The sequence below is a fragment of the Prochlorococcus marinus XMU1408 genome (assembly GCF_003208055.1).
GTDB lineage: Bacteria > Cyanobacteriota > Cyanobacteriia > PCC-6307 > Cyanobiaceae > Prochlorococcus_B > Prochlorococcus_B marinus_A.
The window spans coordinates 348,098-374,709 of record NZ_QJUE01000002.1 but is presented as its reverse complement, the minus strand read 5'-3'; the positions used below and the strand labels follow the sequence as shown (position 1 = coordinate 374,709).

Sequence of the window (26,612 nt, the reverse complement as noted above, 5' to 3'; positions counted from 1 at the left end):
TTTTATAAAATATCAACTTAAGAAACTCATTATAGAAAAAGGAGAGAATTATTAAAAATTTACTACCACTCCAAAATCGTAACTCCAATGATAGTAATGTCCTTGGAGTTTTCGAAGAAGTTAACTCAGGATTTTTCCAATCTCTGAATTCATCTCAAAAAACTTCTATCCCATTTTTGGTATCTAGTGGAGGCACAACAAGTAGAGCAGCTGCAGATAATCATTGGATTGTTGACTTAAGAAAAAACTACCAAAATATTTCTTTTGATTTAGATAAAAAGCATGTAGAAATTGAAGCTGGGGTGAGGATGGGAGATTTATCCGATTTCTTAGAACAGCATGAAAGAAGTTTTCCAATAGGTTTATCTGGAAAAACAGGCATGGGATATATCCTGACTGGTGGAATAAGTCCTCTTAGCAGAAATAGAGGGTTAGCAATTGATCAGATACTTGAGATTAGAGGTTATTGGGGCAATGGGAAAGAGTTTCATTTATTTCGACCGAATACACCAAAAGAATTAACGCTTGAATGGAAAGCCCTATGTGGAGCAGCAATTTTTCTTGGGATAATCACCAAAGTTAAGTTAAAAACGCAACCTTTAAAACCAATATTGAGTTGGACAGCAAATCTTTCATTTTCTCAGCTATCAGAATGTATTAATCAAGCTGAAAACTGGCCTAGCTCACTAAGTTTACAATGGATTTGGGGAGAGAATATTTTTGCACATGCAATTGGTGAAGTTATAAATTCTGATCATGAATTCATCCTCACTAATTTATTAGAAAAATTACCCTTCACATCTAATAGAATCATAACTAAAGTTAAAAATTTGAATAAGTTGCCAGCCCTAAACTTAGGCAACAATCAAAGGAATAACACCAATCATTCTGAGGTGCTTGGATTATTGGGTCCTGCTTGGCAAGACAATAATATAAAGGTTTTAAAAATTATTAACGATTTAATAGATAGAAGACCTAATAAAAGTTGTTATATAGCTTCCCAACAACTAGGAGGTTTAACACATTTAAGGGATATAGATACATCTTTTCTTCATCGAGATTCAATATGGAAACCTTGGATTAATGGGTCTTGGGAAGCCAATGATCCATCAAAGAGAAATATGACCCTTAAATGGATGGAGGAATGTTGGAGCAATCTAGAATTCATATGCCCAGGTATTCATCTAGCTCAAATACATCCCCATTTGACTTGGCATAAAAGAGAATTATCATCAGCATTCAAAAATTGGCTTCCAAAATTAAAAGAAATTAAATCCTTTTATGATCCAAACAATATAATGCCACCTTTAAATTAGTTAATTAAATCTAAACTCTGAAAAAAAATTTTTTAAACACTTAGGCTTACATGTTGATAACAGAACCATAGCCATTGTTGAAATAGCAAGTTCCTATGTGATCGCCATGAGGTTTTTGATTTAGCCAAATCAAAATTTTCTGGAGGTGGAACATCCCCTCTTTTTTTATCTCTTTCCATTTCAGATCTCAATCGATCAACATTATATTCTGGATGCCCTAAATGCATTAACTGCCTTTGGTCAGGAGTTTCAAAAATCGTGTATCCAACTTTTTCTCCATGAGCTAATAATCTTAATTTACCTTTTTTTTCTGCTTGTTCCATTTCAAAGTCTGGCAAGCCAGCATGCCTACTTTGTGGGCATAGGAACTCATCATCTTGTGTCCCCATTAAAGAATGACCTGGCACAAGACTCCTCATTGGATATACACCAAAGAGTTTTTTATTGAAATTCTTTTTCTCTACTCCAGCAATATATGCCATAGCGAAACCAGCCCAACATAAACCAAGGGTACTTGCGCATTTAATAGTTGATTCTTCAATTAGACTTACTAATTCTTTCCAATAATTAACTTCTTCAAAAGGAAGATGCTCGACAGGAGCCCCAGTAATAATCAAACCATCTAATGGCGTTGGGGACATTGCCTCCTCCCAATAAACATATAAATTTTTTAAATGCTCAAGGTCCCAAGTTCTATAAGAGTGGGATTTTAATCTTATCCATATAGGTTCTATTTGTAGTGGGGAAAGACCCAATGGATGCAATAAATTAAATTCATATTGTTTTCCAAGGGGCATAATATTTAATATCCCAATTCTAAGAGGCCTAATATCCTGTCTTTCTGCTAACTCAGGCTCAATCCATGAAATATGATTTTTCTCAATTGAAGATATTTTATGATAACTACGAGGAAGTATTAAAGCCATGTCTATATACCTCCTTATGAATTTAAATTAAATTTAGTGCCTGCTCAAAATCTTCTAAAATATCATCAATATGTTCTATTCCAACTGACACTCTAACCATAGTTGGAGTTACACCTGCAGACAACTGTTCTTCAGAAGATAATTGTTGATGAGTTGTTGAAGCAGGATGAATTACCAATGTTTTTGCGTCGCCTACATTTGCTAAATGACTAGAAAGTTTCAAAGAGTTTATAAAAGTTACAGCATCATCAAAGCCACCTTTCAGAGAAAAGATCAACATGGATCCTTTACCCCTATTGGTCATATAAGAAGAAGCTCTTGAATAGTATTTATCCGAAGCCAATCCGGGATAACTAACATTATCAACTTTCGAATGATTATCTAACCATTTGGCCAATGAAAGGGCGTTAGAGCAATGCCTTTCTATTCTTAAACTCAAAGTTTCTAACCCTTGAAGCAATAAAAAGGAATTAAATGGACTAATAGCAGGGCCCCAATCTCTCAAACCTTCCAGCCTGGCCCTTAAAGCAAAAGCAATGTTTCGATCTGCAGGAACTCCAAGCATCCCACAAATATCACTACCAAATCCAAAAGCATCCCAATGAACTAGACCATGATAAGCAGCGCTGGGTTGACTCATTAAAGGATATTTCCCACTTCCCCAATCAAAAGTTCCCGCATCAACTATTACCCCTCCCAAGCTAGTCCCATGACCGCCTATCCATTTTGTAGCGCTCTGAACAACTACATCGGCACCATGTTCAATAGGACGAATCAAAGCCCCAGCAGCACCAAGTGTATTATCAACAATTAAAGGAATATTTTTCGATTTGGCTAATCTAGAAAGTCCCTCAAAGTCAGGGATATTAAATCTAGGATTCCCCATTGATTCAACATAAATTGCCTTTGTAGATGAATCAATTTGTTCTTCGAAACTTTCTGCATCATCACCATCAGCAAACTTGACATTGATGCCTAAACGTGGAAATTGAACTTTAAATTGGTTGTAGCTACCTCCGTACAAAAATGAAGTTGATACAAAGCTATCTCCAGCAGTAAGAAAATTAGTGATTGCGATAAATTGTGCAGACTGTCCTGATGCTGTAGCTAAAGCCGCTACACCTCCTTCAAGAGCTGCAATTCTTTTTTCAAAAACATCAGTTGTGGGATTCATTAAGCGGGTATAGATATTTCCAAATTCCTTTAAACCAAATAAGTTCGCACCATGATCTACATCATTAAAAACATATGAACTAGTCTGATAAATAGGAACAGCCCTTGAATTGGTTGCAGGATCTGGTACTTGACCTGCATGCAATTGAAGAGTTTCAAAACGTTGGGAAGTCAAATAATTAATTATCTCTATTTTCTTTTTAGCCACATAAGCTGAGAATTGGCTACCTAATGTATCCAATCATTAGGAGGTAAAGATTTATCTGTTTCAGCTAAAGATGGTAAATTTTCTTTGATGAATGATAAAAGTTTTTCACTAACTTTTTTACGGAATTCAAGAACACATGATTTATCAATAATTTGATAATCCTGATTTCCCTCAAACTCACCATCTCTTAGAGATCGCCAGCTAGCATTTCTACCATTTGATTTCGCATTATGCAAAATCCCTAGAAAATCAAATTGTCTAGTAATTATTGATTTCTCATATTTCTTTAAAGCTTCCTGAGCTAATGCCTCTCTAATAGGACCAATTGATTTAGCTTTTATAGTATCTGGCAAACCCAAAACAGGTTCATAGTAATCAATTACCCGAAGTTCTTCTTCTAGAAAAATGGGCCAAACACCTCTCATGCCACTTTCTAATTTTTCTTTTGACTCGAAATTATTCATCTCATCAAGGAAAAACTGAATCCAGCAATAATATGATTTTTCTTTAAGTGGTTTTTTAATAGAAACTTTGTTTTTAGTAATTTCAGGCAATAAAGATTCAGCTTTTCTCAAAAACTGCCTATCCTCTCTCTCTAAATTAATAGAGCCCCATCTCTGCCTGTAATCCCATAATTCAATATATTTGTACAAATCTTCCTGATTCCAACCTAATTGTTTAAGCTCATCAGCCCTATGGGTTAATTCCTTTGCCACTAGAAAAAATAATTATAATTTTTACTTTAGTGACAAGTCGGGTATTATGAAAACCCTACGCAAAATTTTGTACATCTGAGACAAAAGTTGAGCCAGGGGAAATCCCAATTTCATCAAGCACAAATAAAAAATCAGGCATTTGGTCAAGAAAACTAGAAAGTAAAGAAAATTGAACCTCAGCTCTATATAAGTTATGAGTTGAATATCTAATTTCAAAATACCTATTTGATTGTAAAAAATCAGTCAAAAATCTAATCGATAATTCAAATATTAATAAATATATAAACTCAGGAAGAAGTTTAAAAGAAGAATCTAGCTTTGCATTCATTATTGATCTATAGCCCTTCAGGAAATACCTACAAGAAGTAATATCAAAGCAAATATTCTCATTTTTTGCTGGTTCTTCGCCAGCCAAATTACATATTGAGCGAATACAATCAGCTAAATCCGTGAGAAAATAGCCAGAGGAAACTGTATCTAGATCAATCAAAGAAACAACATACTTTTTGGGAACGTCAAATAGAAAATTGCTTAGCTTAGGATCACCATGAATAATATTATGATCAATTGATTCCTTATTTAAAGATATTAATAATCTTTCAATATATCTTAAATGATTAGATATAGAAATAATTAGAAATTGAACTCTCTTTTTTATTTCATTGTCTAAGTCTAAATACATAGAATCTTTAATTGCCATGATATATTGATCTAAATAATACTTAGTGTTATGAAAATTTTTAATATTATCTTTTAATTTTGAACTGTCTAGGTCAGAGCAAGATAAATGAAATTTAGCAAGACCTATACCTGTTTGATAAGCCATTAAATCATCCTCTAAAACATCCAAGCAAAAAGTTTTATCTATATATACCATCGCTCTCCAAAATTCAGATTGATAAGGGAAAATAAAAAGATTATTTGATTTGCATCTAATTAAATTTGGTGTTTCCCATCTTTTTTGATCGAACTTTAAATAACCACCATTAATTTTATTTTTCAGATGCTCAGTTATTAACATATGATTCATTGTAACTTTTTCAGGAGATTCAAAAATATTACTAAGACTCTGTAAAATAAATTTAGATTTTATACCCTTATATAAATGTTCAACTATATAGGTCTTATTAATTAAACCAGAACTTATAAAATCTATATTTATAACTTTAGTATTAGTAAAAAAGTTTTGTGTGATAAAAATTAATTTTGATAAATCCATAATTTAATTTAGGGATTAACTTCAATGAAATAATTTTCTATATAATCTATAACCTTATTATAAATTGGTTTATTTTCTAATTCTACAGGATCTGTAAAATTAATATCATTGGATTCAAAAAATAAACTATCTTGGTCAGTCAGTGAACCCGCAATGAAATCCATTGCTATCTTTAAATGAAAGTTATTTAGAGAATCTGATATTTTTTTACTATGAAATGATTTAACAGACTCCTGACAGTAATTTGTTAGTTCACGACTATTAGTCATAACATTATAAATATCATCTTTAATATCTATAGGACCCATTATACACATATATAAAAGATTAATCATTGAGGAATCATTTAATGGTATTAAATATTTTTTAATTATATCTGGCCAATAATTTAGAGAATTAATACCTTCTAAAGCTCCTCTTTTAAGTCCAGAATTTTCACACCATACAAGAAACTCTTCAACCCCATAAGGACATCTTTTATGTTCAATCATCTTTTCAGCCAAGACCTCCCCAGCTTGAAAATTTCTTGTTGGGCTACCACTTACAGGCAGCATCATGCTTCCCCTAACATCGGCAACCATTGCCTTCAACTGACTAAAAGTATGGTCTCTTACTTGAACAAAATTTCCATCCTTATAAAGAGAAGCTTCTATAAGTTGAACGCCATATCCAAGTTCAGTAATAGGAAAAGGTTGTTTTTTGTATAAATTCTCTCTATCTTCTCGACTCATAGAAACATAGGCAGCCTGATCAAGGCATTGATCTAATAAAAGAGTTAATAAAGTTGGAAGCAATCCAGGATTTTTCTTATGATAAGTATGACCAAAACCGGCTAAAATTGAAGAAATATTTTTAGCTGCTTTTATATATTGACCTTCAACATTATGAACACCTGCAGAGACTTGAATATTTGGAGAAATCTTATTCAATAGTTTTGCACCTAATATTGCATTCATTGCATCAGGATGACAAAAATTAGCGGTGAAACTATCTAAAGGATTACGAAGTGCTCCATGACGATGAAATCCTGAAAAGAAAGCCAAATTATTTAACTTTTCGCATAATACAAAAGACTCATTCAAATCATTATCATGACAAAATGAACCTACTAAGCAGGCAATTAGAACATTTTCACGATCAAGTTCTTTTCTTAGTTTAAAAGCGAAATTGATATCATTTATAATATTTTTACTATTTGAACTTAAAACAACTAATTCACATTTAATTAATAAATCTTTAAGCGTATTATATCTCCGTGATTTATTATCAAATGAAATCGCCATAGATTCAATTTTATTTTTTATGTCGTTATCCATGTCAGAAAGATCTCTCTCAGAAAAAGCTCCAAAAAGCTCTCTGCCGTTTCTAGGTGCTAAAAGAATATTTAAATCATTATTTTGCATTGCACAGTTATAAGCAAGAGATGCTGGGTATAAGCCAACACTATAAAATCCTACTTTTCCTTTTAAAACCTCATTAATTCTTATAGCTATATGATCACTTGAATAAGGTTCATTAAAGAAGCTATTAGTTAAATTCTTTTCAAACACATTTTGTTTGCATACATTAGTATTATATACAATAATATGAAAACTTTAAAAATAGTTTTAAAGTAAATGAATATGTATCCATGTACTTATTTAAGAATAAGAACTATCTTGGAATTATAAGTTTATTTGATCTAGACTAAATTGACATTTTAAGGCATCATTAATGAAGAGTTTCCGGACAAAAGAAGAGGTTATTAACACCATAATAAGTGAGGAAAATATTCTAATAGTTCAGGATCTTGATGGGGTATGTATTCCTCTAGTTCAAGACCCACTCAAAAGAAGGCTCAATGAAGAATATGTGAATGCTGTTGCAAAATTAAGAGAAAAATTTTCAGTATTAACTTGTGGCGAACATGAAGGGAGAAGAGGAGTTAATCGATTAGTTGAAAAAGCACTTGCCTCAAAAACAAAAGCAAAAGAAAATGGACTTTATTTGCCTGGCCTTGCCGCCTGCGGAGTTGAGTTTCAAGACAGGTTTGGTAATTCATCACATCCAGGACTCAAAGATAAAGAGATTAACTTTTTAGCAAAAGTGCCAAAGATGATGAAATCAATGTTAACTAAAGAATTACAAATATTTTTACCTAACCTGTCAAACGAAGAAAGAACTAAATTGATTGACGTAGCTATATGTGATACTCGTTTCACTCCCACATTAAACTTCAATGAAATTTTTACCTACGTAAAAGCAGATTTCGAGAAAGTAAAAGATTTACAATTAACTATGGAAAAGATAATGAATAATATACTAAAAGAATCGAACAATTATGGATTAGAAAATTCCTTTTATCTACATATGATGCCTAATCTAGGATTAAAAGAAGGCACAGAGATAATGAAATATGCAACTAAAAATGAGTTTGGGACAACAGATATTCAGTTTATTATTAATGGCGCAATAAAAGAAGCAGGTCTTTTATTACTCTTAAATAAGTACATATCCAATAAAACAGGAACATACCCTTTTGGAAAAAATTTCAACGTTAGAGATGCTCCAAAGACACTTAAAGAATTAGTAAACTTATGCAGAGATGAGATTCCTATTGATCAAATGCCTATGCTCATAGGTGTTGGTGATACAGTTACAAGTTCAAAAGACACTAAAAACAACGTCTGGCAAAGAGGCGGAAGCGACAGAGGATTCTTAACATTGATTCAAAGATTAGGAGAATCATACAAAAAAACGAATCAAGTTATATTCGTGAATAGCTGTAATGATCAAGTATTGAGACCACGAATCTCTGGCTCTGACATGAGAGGAATTAGTGATCCTAATGATGATCTAAAGTTCAATATGGTGATTAATGATGGTCCAGAAGAATATATAGAGTGGTTTAAAAAATTAGCTAGAAACTTTTAGATTATTATTAGAAAATTTTATAAAATTTTCGTATATTAACAAATAATTTAACTATAATATTTTTATGATATTAATTATATATTAAATTTTATGGACAGAATTAAAACAAAGTTCCCCAAGATAAAAAGAGACTATCTTGATACTTTACAAATAAATATAGGCTATAAATGTAATCAATCATGTAGCCATTGTCATGTTAATGCTGGCCCAAATAGAACAGAGATGATGAGCAGTGATATTATAAAACTTATACCAAAAGTTATCAAAGCTAACAATATTAAAATGTTAGATATTACTGGAGGTGCTCCTGAACTTCATCCTAAATTTAAACAATTAGTAAAAGAAGTTCGGAGTCTTAATGTTGAAGTTATGGATAGATGCAATTTAACTATACTTACTGAGCCAGGTCATGAAAACTTAGCAAGTTTTTTAGCATCAAACAAAGTACAGATAACGGCTTCTCTTCCATGTTATCTACAAGGTAATGTAGACAAACAAAGAGGAAAAGGTGTTTTTGAAAAAAGTATTTTTGCGCTCAAACAACTTAACTCTTATGGATACGGTATTAAGAATAAAGGCCTTATATTAAATTTAGTCTATAACCCAAGTGGTCCAGAGCTACCACCATCCCAGAAAGAATTAGAAGATATTTATAGGCACGAACTAAAGGAAAGGCATGGCATCTATTTCTCTAATTTATTTGTTTTAGCAAATATGCCAATCAATAGATATGAAAAATATTTAAATGTAATCGGGAAACTAAAGGAATATAAGAAATTACTTAACGATAATCATAATTCTAGAAATCTTAACTCAGTAATGTGTAAGACAACTCTTAGTGTTGACTGGAAAGGGCATTTGTATGACTGCGATTTCAACCAACAACTTGGGATCAGGAAAAAGGGCAATATAAAGCATTTGGATGATCTATTGATTCCACTAGTCTCATTAAAAAACAACCCTATTGCAATAGGCGATCATTGTTTCGGATGCACTGCTGGAGCTGGTTCTAGTTGTGGAGGAGAATTAACTTGAAAAACAAAGTTTTACTTATTCATACACATTGGACATAATGCTCTTACATTTAAAGAAGATTCTAATAATTTAAATCCAAATTTTTTGGCAGCAGCCTTTCCTGCATTAATAACTGCATTATTTTCAAACTCTTCTGTTCTACCGCAGCGAATACAAATCAAATGATGATGATCAGGGTGATCATGACTCAGCAACTCAAATCTATTTCCCCCCTCACTTAAATCCAGTTCATTAAGAAAAGTCATCTTGACTAAAAGTCTTAAAGTTCTATAAATAGTTGCGAGAGAAACTCTTTCCCCTGAACTTGTCAACTTGGAATGAACTTCTTCCGCACTAAGATGTATTCCGGAACCTATTTCTTCAAACAAGGAAAGAACTTTTTTCCTTTGAGGTGTCATACGTTTACCGTCTAGACGAAGTCCAGACTCCAAAGGAGAAGGATGAGCACGAAAAGAACTGGGAGCAACCAATATCAGCTTTATTTTCTCAATAGTCTAGCGTAATGAGAACAGGTTGCAACTTGTAAAAGCTTTCCATAAATTTTTTAATAAAATATGATGCCTGGATTTACTAAATGATTTATATTTAATAAAAGAAAAAATATCCTAATAATGGAGCAGTTTTTTAAAAGTAGCCCCTCAATAAAAAAAATAGAGAATGACAATAAATTATTGATAGAAAATGAAACATTGCTACTTATAATGGATCTGCAAGAAAAAATTTTAAATAATATTAAAGGTAATCAACTATTAATATTTAATATAAAAAAGCTTATAAAATCGTGTAATTTACTTAACGTTCCTATTGCCTTTTCAGAGCAGAATCCATTAAAGCTTGGTTCAACATTAGAATCAATCCTAGATAAAAAAGAATATCCTAAATTCGAAAAAATGGAATTTAGTTGTAGCAAAAATAAGAATTTTAGTGATTATGTTAATAAATATTGTTTTAAAAATATAATAGTTTGCGGAATTGAAAGTCATATTTGTGTTCTCCAAACATCGATTGAGCTCTTAGAACAAGGTTTTAATATTCTAATTCCAAGGGATGCTATTGGAAGTAGAAATGAAATAGACAATGATACTGCTTTTCTAAGGCTTATATTGTCTGGGGCAGTTCCATCAACAACTGAAAGTCTAATCTGTGAATTATGTAAAACCGCCAAAAGAAAAGAGTTTAAAGAGGTTAGTAAAATTTTAAAAAATTCTTTTTCAAATTAAATAATAAGATAATATCTAGACAAATCTTTTTTTTCAGGCAGTCTTAAGAGAAGTGTTATCTCATCATGGATGATTTTTATAAAAACCTAATAATTTCATTACTTACTTTTAGTATTGGTTGTATTATTTCTCTAGTAAGTCCAAAAATTTTAAAAAAAGTTTTAAGGAAAATAACATCAGCTACTCAAAGCAAAACTGATGACTACATAGCTTCTCTTTTAATTGATACTATTAAGCCTTTAGGGTTTATCTTAAGTTTTATAATTGGATGGAAAGTTCTATTAATTGGTGGAATAGTTGATAAAACATTAATTGGCATAAGCAAATTTATCTGCCTTATTTATTTAGTTCGATTTGTAAATAGAGTCTTTTTAAAAATAATTCAAAGATGGGCAAGCAAAATCAATGATCAATCGATCAGTGAAATGATTCGTTCACTTAGTCCAATGGTTGGGGCATCTGTTTGGAGTATAGGAGTTATTTTTTATCTACAAAATATGGGTGTCCAAATGGCAGCAATTTGGGCTCTTTTAAGTGCAGGAGGTATTGGGGCTGGCCTGGCCTTAAAAGAGCCAGTTCAAGAGTTCTTCGAATACATCACTATCCTTCTTGACAAACCATTTCAAAGTGGTCAGTTTATTCATATTGATGGAATATGGGCAAAAGTTGAGAGCGTTGGTGTTAGATCAACACGCTTGCGAAGCATTAATGGAGAAGCAATAGTTATGAGCAATAGCCGTCTAACAAATGGGGTTATCTCAAATTATGCTGAGATGAAGCAAAGAAGACTTGTTCACAAATTAGGAGTGGTATATGAAACCACATATGAGCAGACAAAAAATATACCTGAAATGATTAAAAATATCGTTGATAAAACTGAAAATGCGATCTTTGACAGATGTCATTTTATCGAATTTGCAAATAGCAGCCTTGATTTTGAACTTGTTTATTACATACCAACAAGTGATTACGTTCAAGCAATGTCAGCTCAACAGGAAATCAATCTGGAGATAATGAAAAAGTTTCAAATTGAAAATATAAGTTTTGCATATCCAACTCAAACAATATACATAAATAAATAAATAAATGTATTTATCTAAATTTTATCATAAATCAAAGATTTAGATAAATACCATAATTTGTTCGATAAACCTTCTATCTGAGCCTCTTCACTAATGTTAGTTTTTTCAAAAATAAATTTACCTGGTGATATAATTTTATTACTATAATAGTTAAAATCAGATCTATCATATTCGTCTGAACAGACTAAACTAGTTAGAAGCATTCCAGCTTTTTCATTTGATGTAGTAATCCTCAAAAGATCTCTAGCTAAAGTAGCAAATAATACTTGTCCTATCTGATTGTATTTCCTGCTATACCTAAAAAATCCTTGTCTATCTCTAGATATAACTAAGCCAGGAGCCCAAGCTATTACTTTGATTGGTAATTTTTTTTTATTTAAACGGTTACTTAGTTCTTTAGCAAATAAAATATTACACAGTTTACTATCTTTATATGCTTTATCAGCATTAAATTTAGAACCATCAATCATATCAAATCCTGAACCAGAAGCTAATCCATTTAAGTCTCCCAAGCTAGCCTTAAGTCCGACTTTACCTCCAGAGCTACTAGGATTATGAACTTCTGAAGAAGTGATAATTATTTTAGAATCATTACTAATATTTATCAATGGTAAGAGATTTTGTGTTAAATAAAAATGTGCTAAATGATTAACTGCAAAAGTTAATTCTATATCCTGAATCGACCTTCTAGGTCTTTTTGATCCAGTATACTGAAGACCAGCATTCAAAATTAAAATATCAATCTTTAATCTTTTTTTCTTAAGTTCATTGCAAAGTGAATCAACACTTTTCAAGTCAGAAAGATCCATTATAGGTGTAGCAATATCCCCTTTTTTAGATAGAGAATGTGGCAACTGATTGAATATATTAGTCAATACTTCATTAGCTCGTAATATATTTTTACATGGTAAAATTATATTATATCCAAGGGAAATTAATTTTATGACAGCTTGATAACCAATACCTGATGAACCACCTGTTATAAAAATTGTTAAAGGTTTATCTTGTTTTGGTATATTTGAATTTTTTGACATCAACTTGTTCATTTAATATTCAATAATTATGAAATTAAATTGTTTATTTTTTAACTTTCAATAAAAAGTCATCATATATACTTAATTTTAGAATTAAATCGTTAGGTTGATAAAAAACATTAATACAATCCATTGTTAATGCCATCACGAGCTATTGTTGATTCTATAGGCAGAGGTGATTAAAGTGGTAATTCAGGGAGGCAATCAAATAACTAAGTCATTTTCCAAAAATTTAACTTCAAATTTTCGACTCCAAGTTAACGTCAATATTCCTCAAGGGGAGCTATGAAGACTAGTGCATTAAAAGATGCTCTAGTACTAGGTTCAGGCCCAGGTGCATTATCAATAGCGGCTGCCTTAGCTAATGAAAACTTAAAAGTTGAAATTTTATCTGAACAATCCCCAGATGAACCATGGCCCTTTACCTATGGCATTTGGGGGGAGGAGGTAGACGAGCTTGGACTAAGTCATTTGCTTGAGCATCGGTGGATTAACACCGTTAGTTATTTTGGGGAAGGCGACAAGGATCCAAATTCGAAGAAAAATGAAGTAACGAAGCACAATAGAGATTATGGCCTTTTTGACAAAAATAAATTGCAAGCCTATTGGCTTCAGCAATGCAATAAAGCGGAAATTGAATGGCATAAAGGTTCGGCAATCGACTTAGAAACTAATCAATTAATCAGCACGGTTAAGACTTCGAAGGGGAAAGAACTCAATGCTCGATTAGTCATTGATGCAACTGGCTACAAACCTGTTTTTATTAAAGCTCCAAACCAAGGGCCAGTCGCTGTTCAAACTTGTTACGGGATCGTAGGGGAATTCAATTCACCTCCTGTCGAAAAAGGGCAATTTGTACTCATGGATTATCGCTGTGATCATCTGGATCAAGAAGAGAGAAAAGAAGCTCCAACATTTTTGTATGCCATGGATATGGGTAATGGGAAGTTTTTTTTAGAAGAAACATCTCTAGGTCTATTTCCTCCAGTCTCACTTGATGAATTAAAAAGAAGACTTGAAAAAAGATTAGAAACTCGAGGTTTGAAAATAAAAAGTCTTGAGCATGAAGAACATGGTTCATATCTGCCAATGAATATGCCAATACCTGACCTGACTCAACCTGTCCTTGGCTTTGGAGGTTCTGCTGGAATGGTTCATCCTGCATCGGGATATATGGTTGGCAGTCTTTTAAGAAGAGCTCCTAAAGTTGCCAAAGCCCTCTCATTGGCTATGGAAGACCAAAAAGCTTCCTCCGCATCATTAGCAAAGAAAGGTTGGCAAGTGTTATGGCCTACTGAACTTAGAAGAAAACAAGCTATATACAAATTCGGATTAGAAAAATTAATGCGCTTCGAAGAGAAATTGCTTAGAGGTTTTTTTGTAGAGTTTTTTAGTTTGCCTAATAAACAATGGTATGGATTCCTAACAAATACACTGAGCCTTAAAGAATTAATATCTGCTATGTGGAAAATGTTTAGGAAATCACCTTGGACAATTAAACAAGGTTTAATTAACATGCATGGAAGAGAATTAAATCTATTGTTTAAGGCATTATTAGTTGATAACAAATGAGAAAGATTCTTATAACTGGAGCAAGTAGAGGTATAGGTAAAGCGATCGCATTAAAGTTACTTAAAGAAGGACATTCAATAAGCCTGGGAGTAAGAAGAAAAGAAGATTTGTTCAATACACCGTTAGATCCTAAATCAAATAATCCAGAAAATTTTGTTGTACATTCTTATGATGCCACTAAAAGAGAATCATCAAGAGAATGGGTGAAAAGTACAGTTAATTCATTTAAAAGTATTGATACCATTATTCATTGTGCTGGAATTTTTAAAAGAACAAATCTAATCTTTAAAGACAATGAAATACAGGATATAGAAGATCTATGGAAAGTTAATGTAATGGGACCATGGATATTAACAAAAGATGCCTGGAAATACTTATCAATGAATAACTCAGCTAGAATTATTGTATTAGTATCAATGAGTGGAAAACGATCAAAAGGTAGCTTAGCTAGTTACTCAATGAGTAAATTCGCTTTAATGAGTTTATGCCAAACGATGAGAAATGAAGGATGGAATAAAGGTATTAGAGTTACTGCAATTTGCCCAGGCTGGGTAAATACAGATATGGCAAAAGAAGTAAATAGTTTCCCAAAAGAGGAAATGACTCAGCCAAATGATATTGCCAATATTTGTTCTAATTTATTAAATTTAGCAAACAGTTCAGTTCCTTTTGAAATCGCACTAAACTGTAAACTTGAAACATCAATCTAAGTAAAAAAAACAAAAACTCTTTTTATTATTTAACTAAATTGCATTGCTAGGTTTCTTAAATATATTAAAAGTGCCAATAATTACTCTTCTAATATACTTATGAATATAATTTCTATAAAAACTTCCTATAGCTTTACCAACGGAATAAGTTCTTTGAATTAGACCAACAATAAAATTAAAAAGCCATAAGCAAATCAATACAGTTAGTCCCAAAGACGCAATTGAGTAAACTTTATTAAGCTGATCTTGTATTGGTTCTAAGAATTGAAGATACTCGGAAATGTTCATACTCGCTAAAGGACATTAGCTTATCAATATCTTTATAGCTCCGTTTTAAAATTAAGCAAGAAATCATAATTAATTTATATAAATTAATTATCAATCTAAAAATGAAAAAAGGAATATAGAACATACGCAAACGAAGTCATTGAAAGAGCAATCAGAAAGCCCTTTAATCTATTAGAAATTGTCGAAAAAAGTTTAAGATCATCAATATCGTAGCCCCCGAAGCTACCAAGAATAGCAAGAGACCACATAGGAAGAGATGCTAATAAGATTGCAAGAAATAAACTGAATATAAGCATCTTATTAATTATAAATGAAATGAAAAAAGTTAAACTAGCAAACAATAAAGATCCATTTAAACCAATTTTCAATTCATCGCCTAAGCTTTTAGGTAAATTACTTTTACCTTCTAGATGTTTTTTACAATTATCAACTTCTGATTCAGATAAACGAAAATAATTTGTATCCGGGATTCTTTTTTTCTTATAAAGCCTCAATAATCTTGCCTGAAAAGATTTAGGGTTTTTTATTTTAAAAGAAGAAATTATTTCACCTGGCTTCATTTTATTAGCCTCACTTTCCAAATTACTTGTGCATCCAAGTTTATATAAATCACCGTTTTTCATTAGATAAACAAATTCTGACATGATTGAATTTTTTTAATAAATGAAACTTGAGGAATATAAAAAAATAAATAGTAAATAGGATATACTTATAGAGTATATCCTATTTACTATTTAGGATTGAATAATCATACATTTAAAAAGCTCACAATATGATCTTAACAGGAAAGTTATGAAGCACAATATTCTTTATAGCTTCAGAAGATGTCCCTATGCGATCAGAGCTAGATGGGCTTTATTAAATACAAATCAATTGGTTGAGTTAAGAGAGGTAGATTTAAAGAAGAAACCTATTGAATTAATTGAGATTTCTAAGAAGGCAACTGTACCTGTATTAAAGACAAGCTTAAATCAAGTAATTGATGAGAGCATAGACATTATGATCTGGAGTTTGAAAGAATCAAATATGGATGCATTATTATTTAAAAATTGTAAATCACAAGAAATACTTAGTCTTATCGATCTAAATGATAAAGAATTTAAATATCATTTAGATCGATATAAATATGCGTCTAGATTCAACTATCAAGAATTAAAAACTCATAGGGATGCTTGTTATGAAATACTTTTATCATTAAATAATAGATTAAAAAGCTTTTCAAATAAAGGGAAGCCACTTTTTCTTGTTGATGCCAAAGAAAGCATTGCTGACTGGGCTATATGGCCATTTATAAGACAATTTAGAATAGCTGACATCTCAAGATTTGATCAAAATCATGAGATTGAATTCTTAAGGAATTGGTTAAATTATTTTTTAAATCACGAGAAATATCATATTGTAATGAAGAAAAATAAGCCTTGGGATAAGGAAAGCAAACCAATATTTTTTGGACAATGAAGTAGACAGAATTCAAAATTATTCTGAAGCCCTTCTTTTATCAATAATTCTTGATAATTCTAAAAAATAACCAGCCGTACAAAATTTCCCTAGATTCCTATCTCTGTTTCCAATATCACTTCTAAACTCAGCAGTTTCTGCCATGATTAAATCCAACTGATCCTGAGGTAATTCATAGAGTTCTCTTAATTCAACCTCTTTACCTAAAAGATGACTTTTAAACCATTTTTCTTTTAATTCTTGAGGAGGAATATCTTTGTAGATTTGTCGGTTCATATTAAAAAAACTAATAGTTAATTAAAATAATATTTTATATAGATTATAACTTTTCTTAAGTGTCTTAATTGTCATGCTGAAGCTTTTGTATATTTCGACTGTAGAGATATTGCTACCGCACATAAAGATAATGAAATTAATCCACAAAATTCTGTCCATCCTTTAAGCCCAAAATTACTAATAAATAAAGGGGCTATTACAGTAATTAAACCACCTGAAAGCAGTGGTTGAAGAAATAATTGTTTAATAGAAAATACAGGTAAGGTTTGAGTGGTATTTCTTGGATCAGCTAATCTCAAAAGTAATAATCCACTAGCAGCAACTCCTGTCGAATTACCAAACTCTGCGATTGATCTTTCAAACCACTCTTCTCTAAAAAACAATCTAGAAAAAATCAACATCCCTGCAAGGTTCCAAATCAATCCACCAATTGCTAAGAGACTTATAGGTAACCAATAGTTAACTAGCAATGGTAAATTCAATCCAGCCATAGCTGTAATTATAAGTAAATCCGTGGAAAGTATTCCAATCTCACGTTGAAAAAGAGATGAAACTAATTTTGTGTTTTTAGACTTTTCTAAGACAAACCTTATAAAGAATGATCCCATTAAAGCCAATGGAAAGACTGGAAAAGCTAATATAACCTGTTTACTTATTTCACCCATATACATAGAAGAAAACCTTAAACAATAGAGCAAAAAGATACCAACCAATACAGCTAATCCTGCAAAAGCAAAATTATATAAAAGCAACTTAAATTGTTCAATTGTTTTGAATTCTAGATCGACGACGCTTAAATCATTTTTGATCTCTTTATCAGCAGGAACCAACCATCCAAAAAACCTACCTAGAACAACTAATCCACTTCCAAGCAACGTAGAAGCAAGTAAGCCGACAGTAGCCATTGCGAAGCCTAAATCTAATCCCTCAGGAAAGCCTAATTTTCTAAAACTTTCCCCCATAATTGCAGCAGCCCCATGACCGCCTTCAAAACCAACTTCAATAATGCATCCCATTAATGGATCCACCCCTAAATAAGGCAGCAAAAATAACAAAACAATTATTCCTCCTACAACATATTGACCAAAACCAAGTAGAAGCCCCAATAATGCCTGAGATGCTACTGGTTGCCATAAGCCACTTAGTTTAGGGATGGGTCTCCCTAGCATCAAAGTTGCAAAAACCAATGTAAGCAAAGGAGTTGGTAATTGCATCCAAGTATTCAAAACCCTCTCTGGTAATAATGAAAAAGGTCCATAAGGACCAATTAAAAAACCAATTGCTCCAACTAAAAGAGCTATTGGAATACCAAATCTCTCCAACTTCATTGCAGAATCTAATCTTCTTCCAAGTGTTAGAAGAATCCCTATAATTCCAAGCAAGCCTAAAGAGAGGAATAAAGTTGGGATTGCATTAATTTTATATAGGTCTTCAAAACCAAAAAACAACTGACTCATCAATTAATTCGATAAAGGAAATAAATGAAACAACTCAAAAATATTATCTCATACTAATATTTTATATAGAAAGGAAATTAGATTCTTATTATATCTCAATTAAGTCATTTACTTGAATCAAGTATTAGTTAATATTAGATAAATAGGAGGAGAACTTTAAGTCAATAAAATTTAATTCTTGAATAACTAATTCAACACCTCTCAACCGAATCAAATAATAATTGGTTAAAAGATTGAGTAAACCAAAAAATTTTAATATTAAATCTATTTTCTTATTTTACTAAAACTTAACTCTGATTTTTCCAATTAAAAAATATCACTTAAGTCTGAAGAAGGAAAAAGCATCCAATAAAAAAGCCCCAACAAAAGTGGGGCTTTTTTATTGAGTTAAATTTAATTAACTACTTTAATGAAACTGAAGCAGTATCAAGGTTGCTTAAAGCATTCGTTACTCGTTTGAAATCGAATCCCATTGCCCTAAGAGCATGCCATAGATGACCTTGGATAAAGAAGAATCCAAAGTAATAATGAACATTAGATAACCAAGCGCGAGAAGTATGAGCTCCATTAGGAAGATCAACCGTATCTACCCAATAAGGAGAAATACCAAATTTAAGTGCTAATGGTTCACCAAACCATTCAACAGGGTAAACAGTAGTATTTTGTGCGCACCAGAATGCTGCAACTACTGCCATCCAGCCAATACCAGCTAATGACCAAGAAAGAATAGCTTCTGCAGAGAGAAGACCAGCTCCTTTGAACTTCGTATATTCTCCAACTTGCTTAGTAGCGATATGGAATGCACCACCAGTTATTTCCAAGAAAGCCAAAAATGCATGACCTCCCATAACATCTTCCAAACTATCAATAGTTAGAAAATCAAACTGATGATCCCAGATATGACTCAAGTTTAGGTCGTATTCAACCTGACGAATAGCACCAATAGCAGGATCGTAGATTCCATGAATTCGCGCCCATTCAACAAACCAAATACATGCAACACCGAAGAAAATCAAATGATGTCCAAGTATGAAAGTCTGGTTATCAGGGTTGTCCCATTCAAGCTTGAATTTTCTGGCCTGTGGCACAGAAGATTCCTGCATGTCACTTGAGAAAAGAAGAGAGTGCATCAATCCACCTGCCCCATAAGCCATGGATCCAACTAGATGACACACAGCTACTGCGACAACCGCACTTCCACCAACAAAGGCTCCAGTTTCATCGAAACCTATACCCAAAGCTGCTAAATGAGGAAGCGCAATTAAAGGCTGATGACCCATTGGTACGGAAGGGTCAAATCGAGCCAATTCAAATAACGTGAAGGCACCAGCCCAGAAAGCAATCAAACCGGTATGAGCGGCATGTGCAGCAATAAATTTGCCTGAACGGTTGGTGACCCCTGAGTTACCAGCCCACCACCCGTAGGTGACGGCTGAATTTCCATAGGTCTGCATTAGAAGTGCTATTTTTCAAAACCGATCTGAGGTTACTGCAAATACACCAAATACTCATGTAAGAGAAAGAATCTGTAAATTTTTTTTATTATTTAAATCCAAAGACAGCTAAAAATAATTCAAAAAGGAAGTTTTTCAAATACAAAAAAAACAGACTATGTAGGGTTAATAACAAAATAAAATCAGGAAAAACTTCAGAAGAATTTTTTAATTAAAGAATTAATTGATACATAAATAAAACTCATATCAGGCAATCGAAACCAATCAAGCCTCAAAATCCATATAAATACACGGAAATATGTAATTAATATAAAAGATCAATTTGCTGTCTTTATTTACAACTATCAAACAATTAAATACATAAAGATCGGCATCATGAACTTCCAACGAATTAATAGCCTAGAAATGGAGACAGAAGACCACTATAGAAAAAAAGCAAACTTTTATAGAACATCTCCGGAATACGGAAAAATGATTTCTCTTTATCCCATCCTAGAGTCATCTATTAAAGACTGTAAAGATGAAAATTTAGTAGCATGAAGAATTAACACTCTAAATATTGAATGATTTAAATTCCTTTAATTTCCTGCTTAAGCTGCTATTTGATCAATAGAACTATAATTATCCTTCAAATATTCAATAATTCTTTTGCATCCACTTATTTGATAAAAAGCCTTTGGATTCCAAGGCAATTGTTCAGGATCATTTGAACTTTTCCAGTGATTTCCTGGCTTTAAATAGCCCCTCTCTCTCAATATTTCTAAAGTTTTCTCATCGACTCTTAAAGCATCACTAGCTTCTTTTCCTGATAACCACATAGAAGATTCTGTCATGCTTAAACAAGTCAGTATCTTTTTTTTATCATCAAAAGTTAAGAAAAGAAAGATAGTTTGCGCACTTTATTAGATTTCAAACAAAGTTTAAAATTAATTTTTTATTAGATTTAATTGAAGTCTTTTATCGAATAAGATTTATATAGTATTAAACCAAGGTCTAATACTATCTTTAGTAATTGGTATAGTTAATCCTGAATCAATAGATAGATGTATACAATTAGTAGTTTTTATTTTAGTTTTATTGTTAACTAATTTAGAAGGTTTTGGGCTCCAACCGCATTCCCAATAAAGTAGGTCATCTAATTCTAACCAAGGAACTTTTAATACTACACTAGAATCTAGAACAGACATCAAGAGAACCCATCTATCTTGATGTTTACCACCATAGTTTATAGCAACAAAATGGCTGTGTCCCTCAACTTCATACCTACAAGTCCATGCTTTAAATGGAGGCCAATTCATAAAAATAATCTAATTGAATCATATATTTTAGATTTTTTTGCATAATCTTTTATAACCATTTTTTCTTTATTTTTTATTCTTCATTTTAACATATTCTTCTCTAATATTTTTTAACAATGCCTTTTTTTTTCTCATTGACTCATCCTTTTCCTTAGAATCTATTTCAAGTCTCTCATCTTTAGTTAAATCCATCCAATTATTTATATCAAATTTATCTTTTCTTTTTTCTTGAAAGTTTTTTGTCTTTCTTTTGAAAATAAATTTAAAGAACATCTTTATATATTAAAAAAATTTGTAAACATCAAACGAATTTTCATATTTTTAATGACTCATCACAGCCATAAAATCTCATTATGGATACTTTAGCTCCCCTCGCCCAACTTCCACAAATTCAAATCTGTTTTTTCTATTTCTTGTCGATTGACAACTGATCTTGTATCAAACACCCAAGCTGGTGATCTCATTAAAGAAGCTAAATAATTCCAATCAAGACCAAAGAATTCATCCCATGCAGTCAGAATTAGAACTGCGTCTACATTTTTCAATGCATCTGGTATTGAATTTGCCATTTTCCAAATTCCTTGATTATTAAAAGAAAATTTTTCAAAATCTTCTTTTATTCTCTCAAATGAAACCTTAGGGTCATAAATCGAAAGAAGAGCACCTTCTTCTAGCAAATCACTAGCAATCCTTATAGCAGGCGATTCACGCGTATCATTTGTGTTTGCCTTAAAAGAGAATCCAAGTATTGCTATATTTTTACCATTAACAGTACCAAAAAGTTTTTCAAGAACAATTTTATATATTCTATCTTGTTGCCAAGTATTCAGGAGCACAACTTGATTCCAATAATTTGCAACCTCTGGCAAACCAAAATACTCACTTAAATAAACTAAATTCAAAATGTCTTTTTTAAAGCAACTGCCCCCAAATCCTGGACCAGCACTTAAGAATTGATTTCCTATTCTTTTATCAGTTCCTATCGCTTTTGCTACCTCCTGAATATCAGCGCCCGTCGCTTCACAAAAGGCTGAAATAGAATTAATGGAACTGATCCGTTGAGCCAAAAAGGCATTAGCAGCTAATTTTGAAAGCTCGCTGCTCCATAAATTAGTACAAATTATTTGTTCACTAGGAACCCAATTCAAATAAATGTTTACTAAAGCATTTATTGCGGCAGGATCTTCTCCACCAATTAAAACTCTGTCAGGTTTTTCCAAATCATTTATTGCGGTTCCTTCTGCCAAGAATTCAGGATTAGATAAAACGGAAAAAGTTTTTGAGACTTGATTCTTTTGATTCTTTAAATTTGATGACTTAAGTATTTCTTTTATTGCTTGTGCAGTACGAACTGGAAGCGTGCTTTTTTCTATTACGATTGTGTGTCCATTTGCAAATTTAGCGACTTGCCTTGCGCTTGCTTCTACCCAACTTAGATCACTTGCTTTACCAGCCCCAAGACCTTTTGTTTTTGTTGGAGTATTAACTGATATAAATATCATGTCGGCTTCAGATATTGACTTTTCCATTTCTGAACTAAAGAACAGATTTCGACCTCTTGTCCTTGAAATTATCTGATCTAATCCAGGCTCAAATATTGGTAATTTAGTTAAATCAGAATCATTCCAAGCAGCAATCCTTTCTTTATTTATATCAACAACCCTTACTTCCAAATCAGGGCATTTATCTGCAATAACAGACATGGTAGGGCCACCAACGTAACCAGCGCCAATGCAACAAATTTTTCGGATTTTAATAGAGCTCATTTTAAACAAACAATCATTTTATTAATCAATCAATTTTTTAATTAACTGATCTATCTCTTCTCTTAAAAAAATATATTGACTAATACCTACTTCATTTTCATTGTCTCTTAATTTCTTCATCGAGAATTGTCCTTTTGATACCTCCTCCTCACCTATAACTATTGCCCATTTAGCCATACTTTTATCTGCTCGTTTGAATTGTTTAGAAAAAGATGAGCCTGAGTAGTCCAATTCAACAGTTAGATTAGCTGATCTTAACTGACAAGTAATATTCAAAGCAAGTTTTTCCGCATTTGCACCTCTATGAATTACATAAACATCCGGAGATTCTGAATGCAAAATTTTATCTCCGGCTAGAATTATCAATCTTTCCATTCCAATTGCCCAACCAATTGAAGGTGCTTTAGGTCCCCCCAATTCGCTTATTAATCCATCGTAACGACCTCCTCCACAAACTGTTGCTTGAGATCCAAGATGATCACTTGTTATTTCAAAAGCCGTATGAGAATAATAATCAAGTCCCCTTACTAAATTAGTATTTATTTTAAATGGGATATTTAGATTATCTAGCGATTCCTGTAAACAATCAAATCTAGTTTTACTCTCCTTAGATAAAAATTCACTTAAAGAAGGAGCTTCATATAAAAGTTCTTTTGTAGAATTATTTTTACTATCTAATATTCTCAAAGGATTAACATTAATTCTTTTCTGAGAATCTTCATCTAACAAATCAAATCTCTGATTTAGCCAATCTTTCAACTTTTCTTTGAAAATATTTCTGTCTTCATTACTTCCAAGGCTATTAAGTTCTAAGGTCAAATCATTTAGGCCGACAGCTTTTAAAAAATCCCAACCAATTGAAATAACCTCAGCGTCACTCATAACTGAAGCCAATCCAACAAACTCCACTCCAATCTGATGAAACTGCCTTTGTCTTCCTGCTTGAGGACGCTCGTAACGAAACATTGGTCCTCTATACCAGAGCCTTTGAGGACCATTATTTAATAATCCGTGCTGAACAATAGACCTTGCAACAGAAGCTGTACCTTCAGGTCTCAGAGTGCACAATCGACCTCCTCTATCTTGAAAGTTGTACATTTCCTTGCCCACAACATCGGTGTTTTCGCCAATGCCCCTTAAAAACAATTCAGTTTGTTCAATGATCGGTGTTCTAATTTCTTGCAATCCAGCTCGACTAAAATGCTTGAGGGCAATTGATTCAACCTTCTGCCAGCCCCTACTTTGAGCGGGTAAAAGATCTACCATTCCTCTTAAATTCTTGAGATTGGTCAAAGTAGCTTCAGAAAAATTATTTGTTGTTTGTTTAATAGTAATTGTTTACGTAAACTGGCAATTCAATATTTAATTTGTGCTTCTGAGCAAAATAAACGGGTAAAGCTCAACTAAAAGTAATTTAAGCTTAATCTTCTAATCGAGTAGCACCTGAATATCTGACCAACCAAAAATTCACTCTTCTTCGAACATTAAAAGGCATTTCATTTTGAAGTTGAATTAATTCCATAGCCCCTAACCTTTTTAATTCTCTTGATTCTAGACTCCACATCTTTTCAGCTTCACAAATCAAACGAGCCCAACTTCTTGAGTGCTGCCATTGCCTAAGACGCTTTTTCAAATCATTACCATCAGTCTTACTTTTAACCAGATGACACTGAGAGACTATATTTTGCTTAGTAAAATATTTTCTCATAAATCAATCATTGAAAAAGCTTTAGAAAACTCGTTACTTTATACATTAAATATATATCCAATATTTGAAATGAGTACTTTATGAAAAATCTACCTCATGTACAGGGAATTCTAATTTTTCCATATCCCTACGACTCATTTTTCTAGACCAAGCACCCTTAATGGCATCATTCCACCGAAAACCAGCATTTTTAGCTAAATATCTTTCTTCATAAGAGATTTCAGCTCGAAGAAGCACTTTAGGTTCAAGAGCCCTAATCAAAAGCTCTTCGAGCTCACTACATCTTTTAAATACCTCTGCCAGATATATGCAATCTGTAAGAGCTCTATGTGCATTCCAGACTGGGATGCCATAAGCCAATGCAAGATCTCTAACAGAAGGTCGCGTCTTCAATTGTCTATCAGCTGGCCAAGTGATGTCGTCCATAGAACAAATCCATTGTTTCTCAATCAGAGGTAATTTTTTAAGACCAAACCATTTCATATCGAATTCGGCATTATGAGCAACAATTACATCTGATACTTGAACCAAAGATTCAAAATATTTAATCGCCTCACATAGGGGTTGAGGCAATCTTGTTATTTCTGCAGGAATATTGTTTATTTTTTCTGCATTATTATTTTGAACTGGCAGGAGAAAAGATTGCTGGGCTAATACTGATCTACTTTTAACATTAAAAAGTATCGAACCGACTTCAATGCAATCATCATTTTCATTGTCAAGGCCGGTTGTTTCAGTATCCAAAATCAAGATATTCTCTGGAGGCTTCTTGCTATTTAAAATTTTAATAGGGCCTTCGATAAATTTGGAAGAACTTTTTCCTCCTTGATCTCTCTCTTTTTCTATGGAATTTTTTTTAATTGTTCCATTAAGAAAGTCAAGCTGCTCACTTTCTTTCTGATGATTTTGCTCTTCTTTCACTTCAAATTTAATTAGTCATAGTTCTATTATCATCAAAAAAGAGAGTTAAATAAAAACTTAGCAGCACATTAGAAACAAAAGACACTTATATCTATAATCATTTTTATTTCTCTTTAAGAAAGTAATTATTAATCAATGGGTACTATTAGACGTATAAGTGATGTTTTGTGCCAATGGCCTTCAAAGCCAATTGGTCTTATAGAAATAATTGGAGGTAGCTATATTTCAATAAAACCTGAAGTTTCATACAAAAGACTAATTACTGGTCTTTTGCAAAGAAATTTTGCAGTACATTCATGGAGCTATATCCCTAACTTTGATCATCAGATTCAAGCAAATCAGGCATGGAAGCAATTCCGAATATCTCGAAAAATCCTTGAAGAAAGAGTAGGCTTAATACCGAAGTCAATTAGATTGGGGCATAGCCTTGGATGTAAATTACATCTACTAGCTCCTGATGGAGGAAGAAATTGCAATGGTTTGGTAGCTATTAGTTTTAATAACTTCAGGGCAAAAAAATCTATACCTATGCTTAACAAGATTTCACAGAGACTAAACTTTCAAACTGAATTTAGTCCTAGTCCTTTTGAAACATTAAATCTTATAAAAGAGCACTATGAACAAATAAATAATTTATTAATAAGATTTAAAAATGATAGTCTGGATCAAAATAATTCACTAATTAAATCATTAAGAGAAAGAGATTTTGATAATTCTAAAATCATTCAACTCGATGGCAACCATCTAAGCCCAGTCAGCCTTGGTCTAAGAGAAAAATTATTAAAAACAAATTTACAAGGTGCTATAAAATATAAAACAATTGATTCATTAGTCGATCAAATAACTCATTGGGATATTTAAT

At 32.2% G+C, this 26,612-nt stretch carries 28 protein-coding genes; 10 read left to right on the top strand and 18 right to left on the bottom strand.

The window, feature by feature from the left end; all coding sequences use genetic code 11:
- Positions 1–47 precede the first annotated feature (47 nt).
- On the top strand, positions 48–1,316 hold the full coding sequence (locus tag DNJ73_RS03490) for an FAD-binding oxidoreductase (RefSeq protein WP_158466323.1): 1,269 nt from the start codon (positions 48–50) through the stop codon (positions 1,314–1,316).
- 32 nt (positions 1,317–1,348) lie between these two features.
- Here the strand turns inward: DNJ73_RS03490 and DNJ73_RS03485 are convergent, their stop codons facing one another.
- The 5 genes from DNJ73_RS03485 to DNJ73_RS03465 are packed head-to-tail and all read right to left on the bottom strand — an operon-like array spanning position 1,349 to position 7,108.
- On the bottom strand, positions 1,349–2,242 hold the full coding sequence (locus DNJ73_RS03485; RefSeq protein ID WP_158466322.1) for a homoserine O-succinyltransferase: 894 nt from the start codon (positions 2,240–2,242) through the stop codon (positions 1,349–1,351).
- 22 nt (positions 2,243–2,264) lie between these two features.
- The gene (locus tag DNJ73_RS03480; protein ID WP_158466752.1) at positions 2,265–3,590 is read right to left on the bottom strand and encodes an O-acetylhomoserine aminocarboxypropyltransferase/cysteine synthase family protein; all 1,326 of its coding nucleotides are present in this window, start codon (positions 3,588–3,590) and stop codon (positions 2,265–2,267) included.
- Between the two features lie 53 nt (positions 3,591–3,643).
- Complete coding sequence (locus DNJ73_RS03475) at positions 3,644–4,339, bottom strand: hypothetical protein (RefSeq protein ID WP_158466321.1); 696 nt, start codon at positions 4,337–4,339, stop codon at positions 3,644–3,646.
- A gap of 55 nt (positions 4,340–4,394) precedes the next feature.
- Positions 4,395–5,558, bottom strand: coding sequence for a phosphotransferase (locus DNJ73_RS03470; protein ID WP_158466320.1), 1,164 nt, complete (start codon positions 5,556–5,558; stop codon positions 4,395–4,397).
- Positions 5,559–5,566: 8 nt separating this feature from the next.
- Positions 5,567–7,108 carry a hypothetical protein gene (locus DNJ73_RS03465; RefSeq protein WP_158466319.1) on the bottom strand — a complete coding sequence of 514 codons (1,542 nt, stop codon included), beginning with the start codon at positions 7,106–7,108 and terminating at the stop codon, positions 5,567–5,569.
- A 163-nt stretch (positions 7,109–7,271) separates the two neighbouring features.
- Here DNJ73_RS03465 and stpA point away from each other — a divergent pair, with 163 nt between their 5' ends.
- Together stpA and arsS are read left to right on the top strand one after the other, a co-directional pair.
- Entirely contained in the window at positions 7,272–8,471 is a 1,200-nt protein-coding gene (gene stpA, locus DNJ73_RS03460) for a glucosylglycerol 3-phosphatase (RefSeq protein WP_158466318.1), read from the top strand.
- 90 nt (positions 8,472–8,561) lie between these two features.
- Positions 8,562–9,506: an arsenosugar biosynthesis radical SAM (seleno)protein ArsS gene (gene arsS, locus DNJ73_RS03455; protein ID WP_158466317.1), complete on the top strand. Its 945-nt coding sequence runs from the start codon at positions 8,562–8,564 to the stop codon at positions 9,504–9,506.
- Between the two features lie 11 nt (positions 9,507–9,517).
- On the opposite strand, the gene DNJ73_RS03450 is transcribed toward arsS, so the two are convergent.
- Positions 9,518–9,982, bottom strand: coding sequence for a Fur family transcriptional regulator (locus DNJ73_RS03450; protein ID WP_158466316.1), 465 nt, complete (start codon positions 9,980–9,982; stop codon positions 9,518–9,520).
- A 135-nt stretch (positions 9,983–10,117) separates the two neighbouring features.
- Here DNJ73_RS03450 and DNJ73_RS03445 point away from each other — a divergent pair, with 135 nt between their 5' ends.
- Together DNJ73_RS03445 and DNJ73_RS03440 are read left to right on the top strand one after the other, a co-directional pair.
- Positions 10,118–10,726, top strand: coding sequence for an isochorismatase family protein (locus DNJ73_RS03445; protein WP_158466315.1), 609 nt, complete (start codon positions 10,118–10,120; stop codon positions 10,724–10,726).
- A 65-nt stretch (positions 10,727–10,791) separates the two neighbouring features.
- Positions 10,792–11,808, top strand: coding sequence for a mechanosensitive ion channel family protein (locus DNJ73_RS03440; RefSeq protein ID WP_158466314.1), 1,017 nt, complete (start codon positions 10,792–10,794; stop codon positions 11,806–11,808).
- A 14-nt stretch (positions 11,809–11,822) separates the two neighbouring features.
- Here the strand turns inward: DNJ73_RS03440 and DNJ73_RS03435 are convergent, their stop codons facing one another.
- Positions 11,823–12,842 (bottom strand): SDR family NAD(P)-dependent oxidoreductase, encoded by a 1,020-nt coding sequence (locus tag DNJ73_RS03435; RefSeq protein ID WP_158466313.1) that lies wholly within the window; start codon positions 12,840–12,842, stop codon positions 11,823–11,825.
- A gap of 285 nt (positions 12,843–13,127) precedes the next feature.
- Between DNJ73_RS03435 and crtL the strand changes: the two genes are divergently transcribed.
- On the top strand, positions 13,128–14,414 hold the full coding sequence (gene crtL, locus DNJ73_RS03430) for a lycopene beta cyclase (RefSeq protein ID WP_158466312.1): 1,287 nt from the start codon (positions 13,128–13,130) through the stop codon (positions 14,412–14,414).
- Positions 14,411–15,124 (top strand): SDR family NAD(P)-dependent oxidoreductase, encoded by a 714-nt coding sequence (locus DNJ73_RS03425; protein ID WP_158466311.1) that lies wholly within the window; start codon positions 14,411–14,413, stop codon positions 15,122–15,124. Before crtL ends, DNJ73_RS03425 begins: the two co-directional genes overlap by 4 nt.
- A 383-nt stretch (positions 15,125–15,507) precedes the next feature.
- Here the strand turns inward: DNJ73_RS03425 and DNJ73_RS03415 are convergent, their stop codons facing one another.
- Positions 15,508–16,056, bottom strand: a complete 549-nt coding sequence (locus DNJ73_RS03415) for a GIY-YIG nuclease family protein (RefSeq protein ID WP_158466309.1) — start codon at positions 16,054–16,056, stop codon at positions 15,508–15,510.
- Between the two features lie 148 nt (positions 16,057–16,204).
- On the opposite strand from DNJ73_RS03415, the gene DNJ73_RS03410 reads away from it, so the two are divergent.
- The gene (locus DNJ73_RS03410) at positions 16,205–16,870 is read left to right on the top strand and encodes a glutathione S-transferase (RefSeq protein WP_158466308.1); all 666 of its coding nucleotides are present in this window, start codon (positions 16,205–16,207) and stop codon (positions 16,868–16,870) included.
- Between the two features lie 18 nt (positions 16,871–16,888).
- Here the strand turns inward: DNJ73_RS03410 and DNJ73_RS03405 are convergent, their stop codons facing one another.
- From DNJ73_RS03405 to DNJ73_RS03395, 3 genes are all read right to left on the bottom strand, one after another.
- Positions 16,889–17,146, bottom strand: a complete 258-nt coding sequence (locus tag DNJ73_RS03405) for a hypothetical protein (RefSeq protein WP_158466307.1) — start codon at positions 17,144–17,146, stop codon at positions 16,889–16,891.
- Positions 17,147–17,217: 71 nt separating this feature from the next.
- The gene (locus DNJ73_RS03400; protein ID WP_158466306.1) at positions 17,218–18,603 is read right to left on the bottom strand and encodes a sodium/glutamate symporter; all 1,386 of its coding nucleotides are present in this window, start codon (positions 18,601–18,603) and stop codon (positions 17,218–17,220) included.
- A gap of 401 nt (positions 18,604–19,004) precedes the next feature.
- A complete protein-coding gene (locus DNJ73_RS03395; RefSeq protein ID WP_158466305.1) occupies positions 19,005–20,057 on the bottom strand; it encodes a chlorophyll a/b binding light-harvesting protein in 1,053 nt (350 codons plus the stop codon).
- A gap of 375 nt (positions 20,058–20,432) precedes the next feature.
- Between DNJ73_RS03395 and DNJ73_RS09740 the strand changes: the two genes are divergently transcribed.
- Positions 20,433–20,597 (top strand): hypothetical protein, encoded by a 165-nt coding sequence (locus DNJ73_RS09740; RefSeq protein ID WP_187152597.1) that lies wholly within the window; start codon positions 20,433–20,435, stop codon positions 20,595–20,597.
- A gap of 50 nt (positions 20,598–20,647) precedes the next feature.
- Here DNJ73_RS09740 and DNJ73_RS03390 read toward each other — a convergent pair whose 3' ends face one another.
- The 7 genes from DNJ73_RS03390 to DNJ73_RS03360 all read right to left on the bottom strand — a co-directional run bounded on the left by DNJ73_RS03390 (position 20,648) and on the right by DNJ73_RS03360 (position 25,750).
- A complete protein-coding gene (locus DNJ73_RS03390) occupies positions 20,648–20,890 on the bottom strand; it encodes a hypothetical protein (RefSeq protein WP_158466304.1) in 243 nt (80 codons plus the stop codon).
- A 138-nt stretch (positions 20,891–21,028) separates the two neighbouring features.
- Positions 21,029–21,355, bottom strand: coding sequence for a TIGR02450 family Trp-rich protein (locus DNJ73_RS03385; RefSeq protein WP_158466303.1), 327 nt, complete (start codon positions 21,353–21,355; stop codon positions 21,029–21,031).
- A gap of 66 nt (positions 21,356–21,421) precedes the next feature.
- Positions 21,422–21,547, bottom strand: a complete 126-nt coding sequence (locus tag DNJ73_RS10145; RefSeq protein WP_257473310.1) for a hypothetical protein — start codon at positions 21,545–21,547, stop codon at positions 21,422–21,424.
- 170 nt (positions 21,548–21,717) lie between these two features.
- Positions 21,718–23,121: a nucleotide sugar dehydrogenase gene (locus DNJ73_RS03375; RefSeq protein ID WP_158466301.1), complete on the bottom strand. Its 1,404-nt coding sequence runs from the start codon at positions 23,119–23,121 to the stop codon at positions 21,718–21,720.
- A 21-nt stretch (positions 23,122–23,142) separates the two neighbouring features.
- Complete coding sequence (hisS, locus tag DNJ73_RS03370) at positions 23,143–24,414, bottom strand: histidine--tRNA ligase (protein WP_158466300.1); 1,272 nt, start codon at positions 24,412–24,414, stop codon at positions 23,143–23,145.
- Between the two features lie 127 nt (positions 24,415–24,541).
- A complete protein-coding gene (locus tag DNJ73_RS03365) occupies positions 24,542–24,754 on the bottom strand; it encodes a hypothetical protein (RefSeq protein ID WP_257473309.1) in 213 nt (70 codons plus the stop codon).
- 153 nt (positions 24,755–24,907) lie between these two features.
- Positions 24,908–25,750: a 3'-5' exonuclease gene (locus DNJ73_RS03360; RefSeq protein ID WP_261792583.1), complete on the bottom strand. Its 843-nt coding sequence runs from the start codon at positions 25,748–25,750 to the stop codon at positions 24,908–24,910.
- Positions 25,751–25,885: 135 nt separating this feature from the next.
- On the opposite strand from DNJ73_RS03360, the gene DNJ73_RS03355 reads away from it, so the two are divergent.
- Positions 25,886–26,611, top strand: coding sequence for a DUF1350 family protein (locus DNJ73_RS03355; protein WP_158466298.1), 726 nt, complete (start codon positions 25,886–25,888; stop codon positions 26,609–26,611).
- Position 26,612: the final 1 nt, after the last annotated feature.

What these genes read in the sequence shown, in the direction of transcription:
- DNJ73_RS03440 (WP_158466314.1), top strand. Translation starts at nt 10,792, where the DNA reads ATGGATGATTTTTATAAAAACCTAATAATTTCATTACTTACTTTTAGT.
- DNJ73_RS03425 (WP_158466311.1), top strand. Translation starts at nt 14,411, where the DNA reads ATGAGAAAGATTCTTATAACTGGAGCAAGTAGAGGTATAGGTAAAGCG.
- DNJ73_RS03395 (WP_158466305.1), bottom strand. Translation starts at nt 20,057, where the DNA reads ATGCAGACCTATGGAAATTCAGCCGTCACCTACGGGTGGTGGGCTGGT.
- DNJ73_RS03375 (WP_158466301.1), bottom strand. Translation starts at nt 23,121, where the DNA reads ATGAGCTCTATTAAAATCCGAAAAATTTGTTGCATTGGCGCTGGTTAC.
- DNJ73_RS03390 (WP_158466304.1), bottom strand. Translation starts at nt 20,890, where the DNA reads ATGACAGAATCTTCTATGTGGTTATCAGGAAAAGAAGCTAGTGATGCT.
- DNJ73_RS03400 (WP_158466306.1), bottom strand. Translation starts at nt 18,603, where the DNA reads ATGAGTCAGTTGTTTTTTGGTTTTGAAGACCTATATAAAATTAATGCA.
- DNJ73_RS09740 (WP_187152597.1), top strand. Translation starts at nt 20,433, where the DNA reads ATGAACTTCCAACGAATTAATAGCCTAGAAATGGAGACAGAAGACCAC.
- DNJ73_RS03355 (WP_158466298.1), top strand. Translation starts at nt 25,886, where the DNA reads ATGGGTACTATTAGACGTATAAGTGATGTTTTGTGCCAATGGCCTTCA.
- DNJ73_RS03485 (WP_158466322.1), bottom strand. Translation starts at nt 2,242, where the DNA reads ATGGCTTTAATACTTCCTCGTAGTTATCATAAAATATCTTCAATTGAG.
- DNJ73_RS10145 (WP_257473310.1), bottom strand. Translation starts at nt 21,547, where the DNA reads ATGGATTTAACTAAAGATGAGAGACTTGAAATAGATTCTAAGGAAAAG.
- DNJ73_RS03405 (WP_158466307.1), bottom strand. Translation starts at nt 17,146, where the DNA reads ATGAACCGACAAATCTACAAAGATATTCCTCCTCAAGAATTAAAAGAA.
- DNJ73_RS03385 (WP_158466303.1), bottom strand. Translation starts at nt 21,355, where the DNA reads ATGAATTGGCCTCCATTTAAAGCATGGACTTGTAGGTATGAAGTTGAG.
- arsS (WP_158466317.1), top strand. Translation starts at nt 8,562, where the DNA reads ATGGACAGAATTAAAACAAAGTTCCCCAAGATAAAAAGAGACTATCTT.
- DNJ73_RS03470 (WP_158466320.1), bottom strand. Translation starts at nt 5,558, where the DNA reads ATGGATTTATCAAAATTAATTTTTATCACACAAAACTTTTTTACTAAT.
- DNJ73_RS03415 (WP_158466309.1), bottom strand. Translation starts at nt 16,056, where the DNA reads ATGTCAGAATTTGTTTATCTAATGAAAAACGGTGATTTATATAAACTT.
- DNJ73_RS03435 (WP_158466313.1), bottom strand. Translation starts at nt 12,842, where the DNA reads ATGTCAAAAAATTCAAATATACCAAAACAAGATAAACCTTTAACAATT.
- DNJ73_RS03445 (WP_158466315.1), top strand. Translation starts at nt 10,118, where the DNA reads ATGGAGCAGTTTTTTAAAAGTAGCCCCTCAATAAAAAAAATAGAGAAT.
- DNJ73_RS03410 (WP_158466308.1), top strand. Translation starts at nt 16,205, where the DNA reads ATGAAGCACAATATTCTTTATAGCTTCAGAAGATGTCCCTATGCGATC.
- crtL (WP_158466312.1), top strand. Translation starts at nt 13,128, where the DNA reads ATGAAGACTAGTGCATTAAAAGATGCTCTAGTACTAGGTTCAGGCCCA.
- stpA (WP_158466318.1), top strand. Translation starts at nt 7,272, where the DNA reads ATGAAGAGTTTCCGGACAAAAGAAGAGGTTATTAACACCATAATAAGT.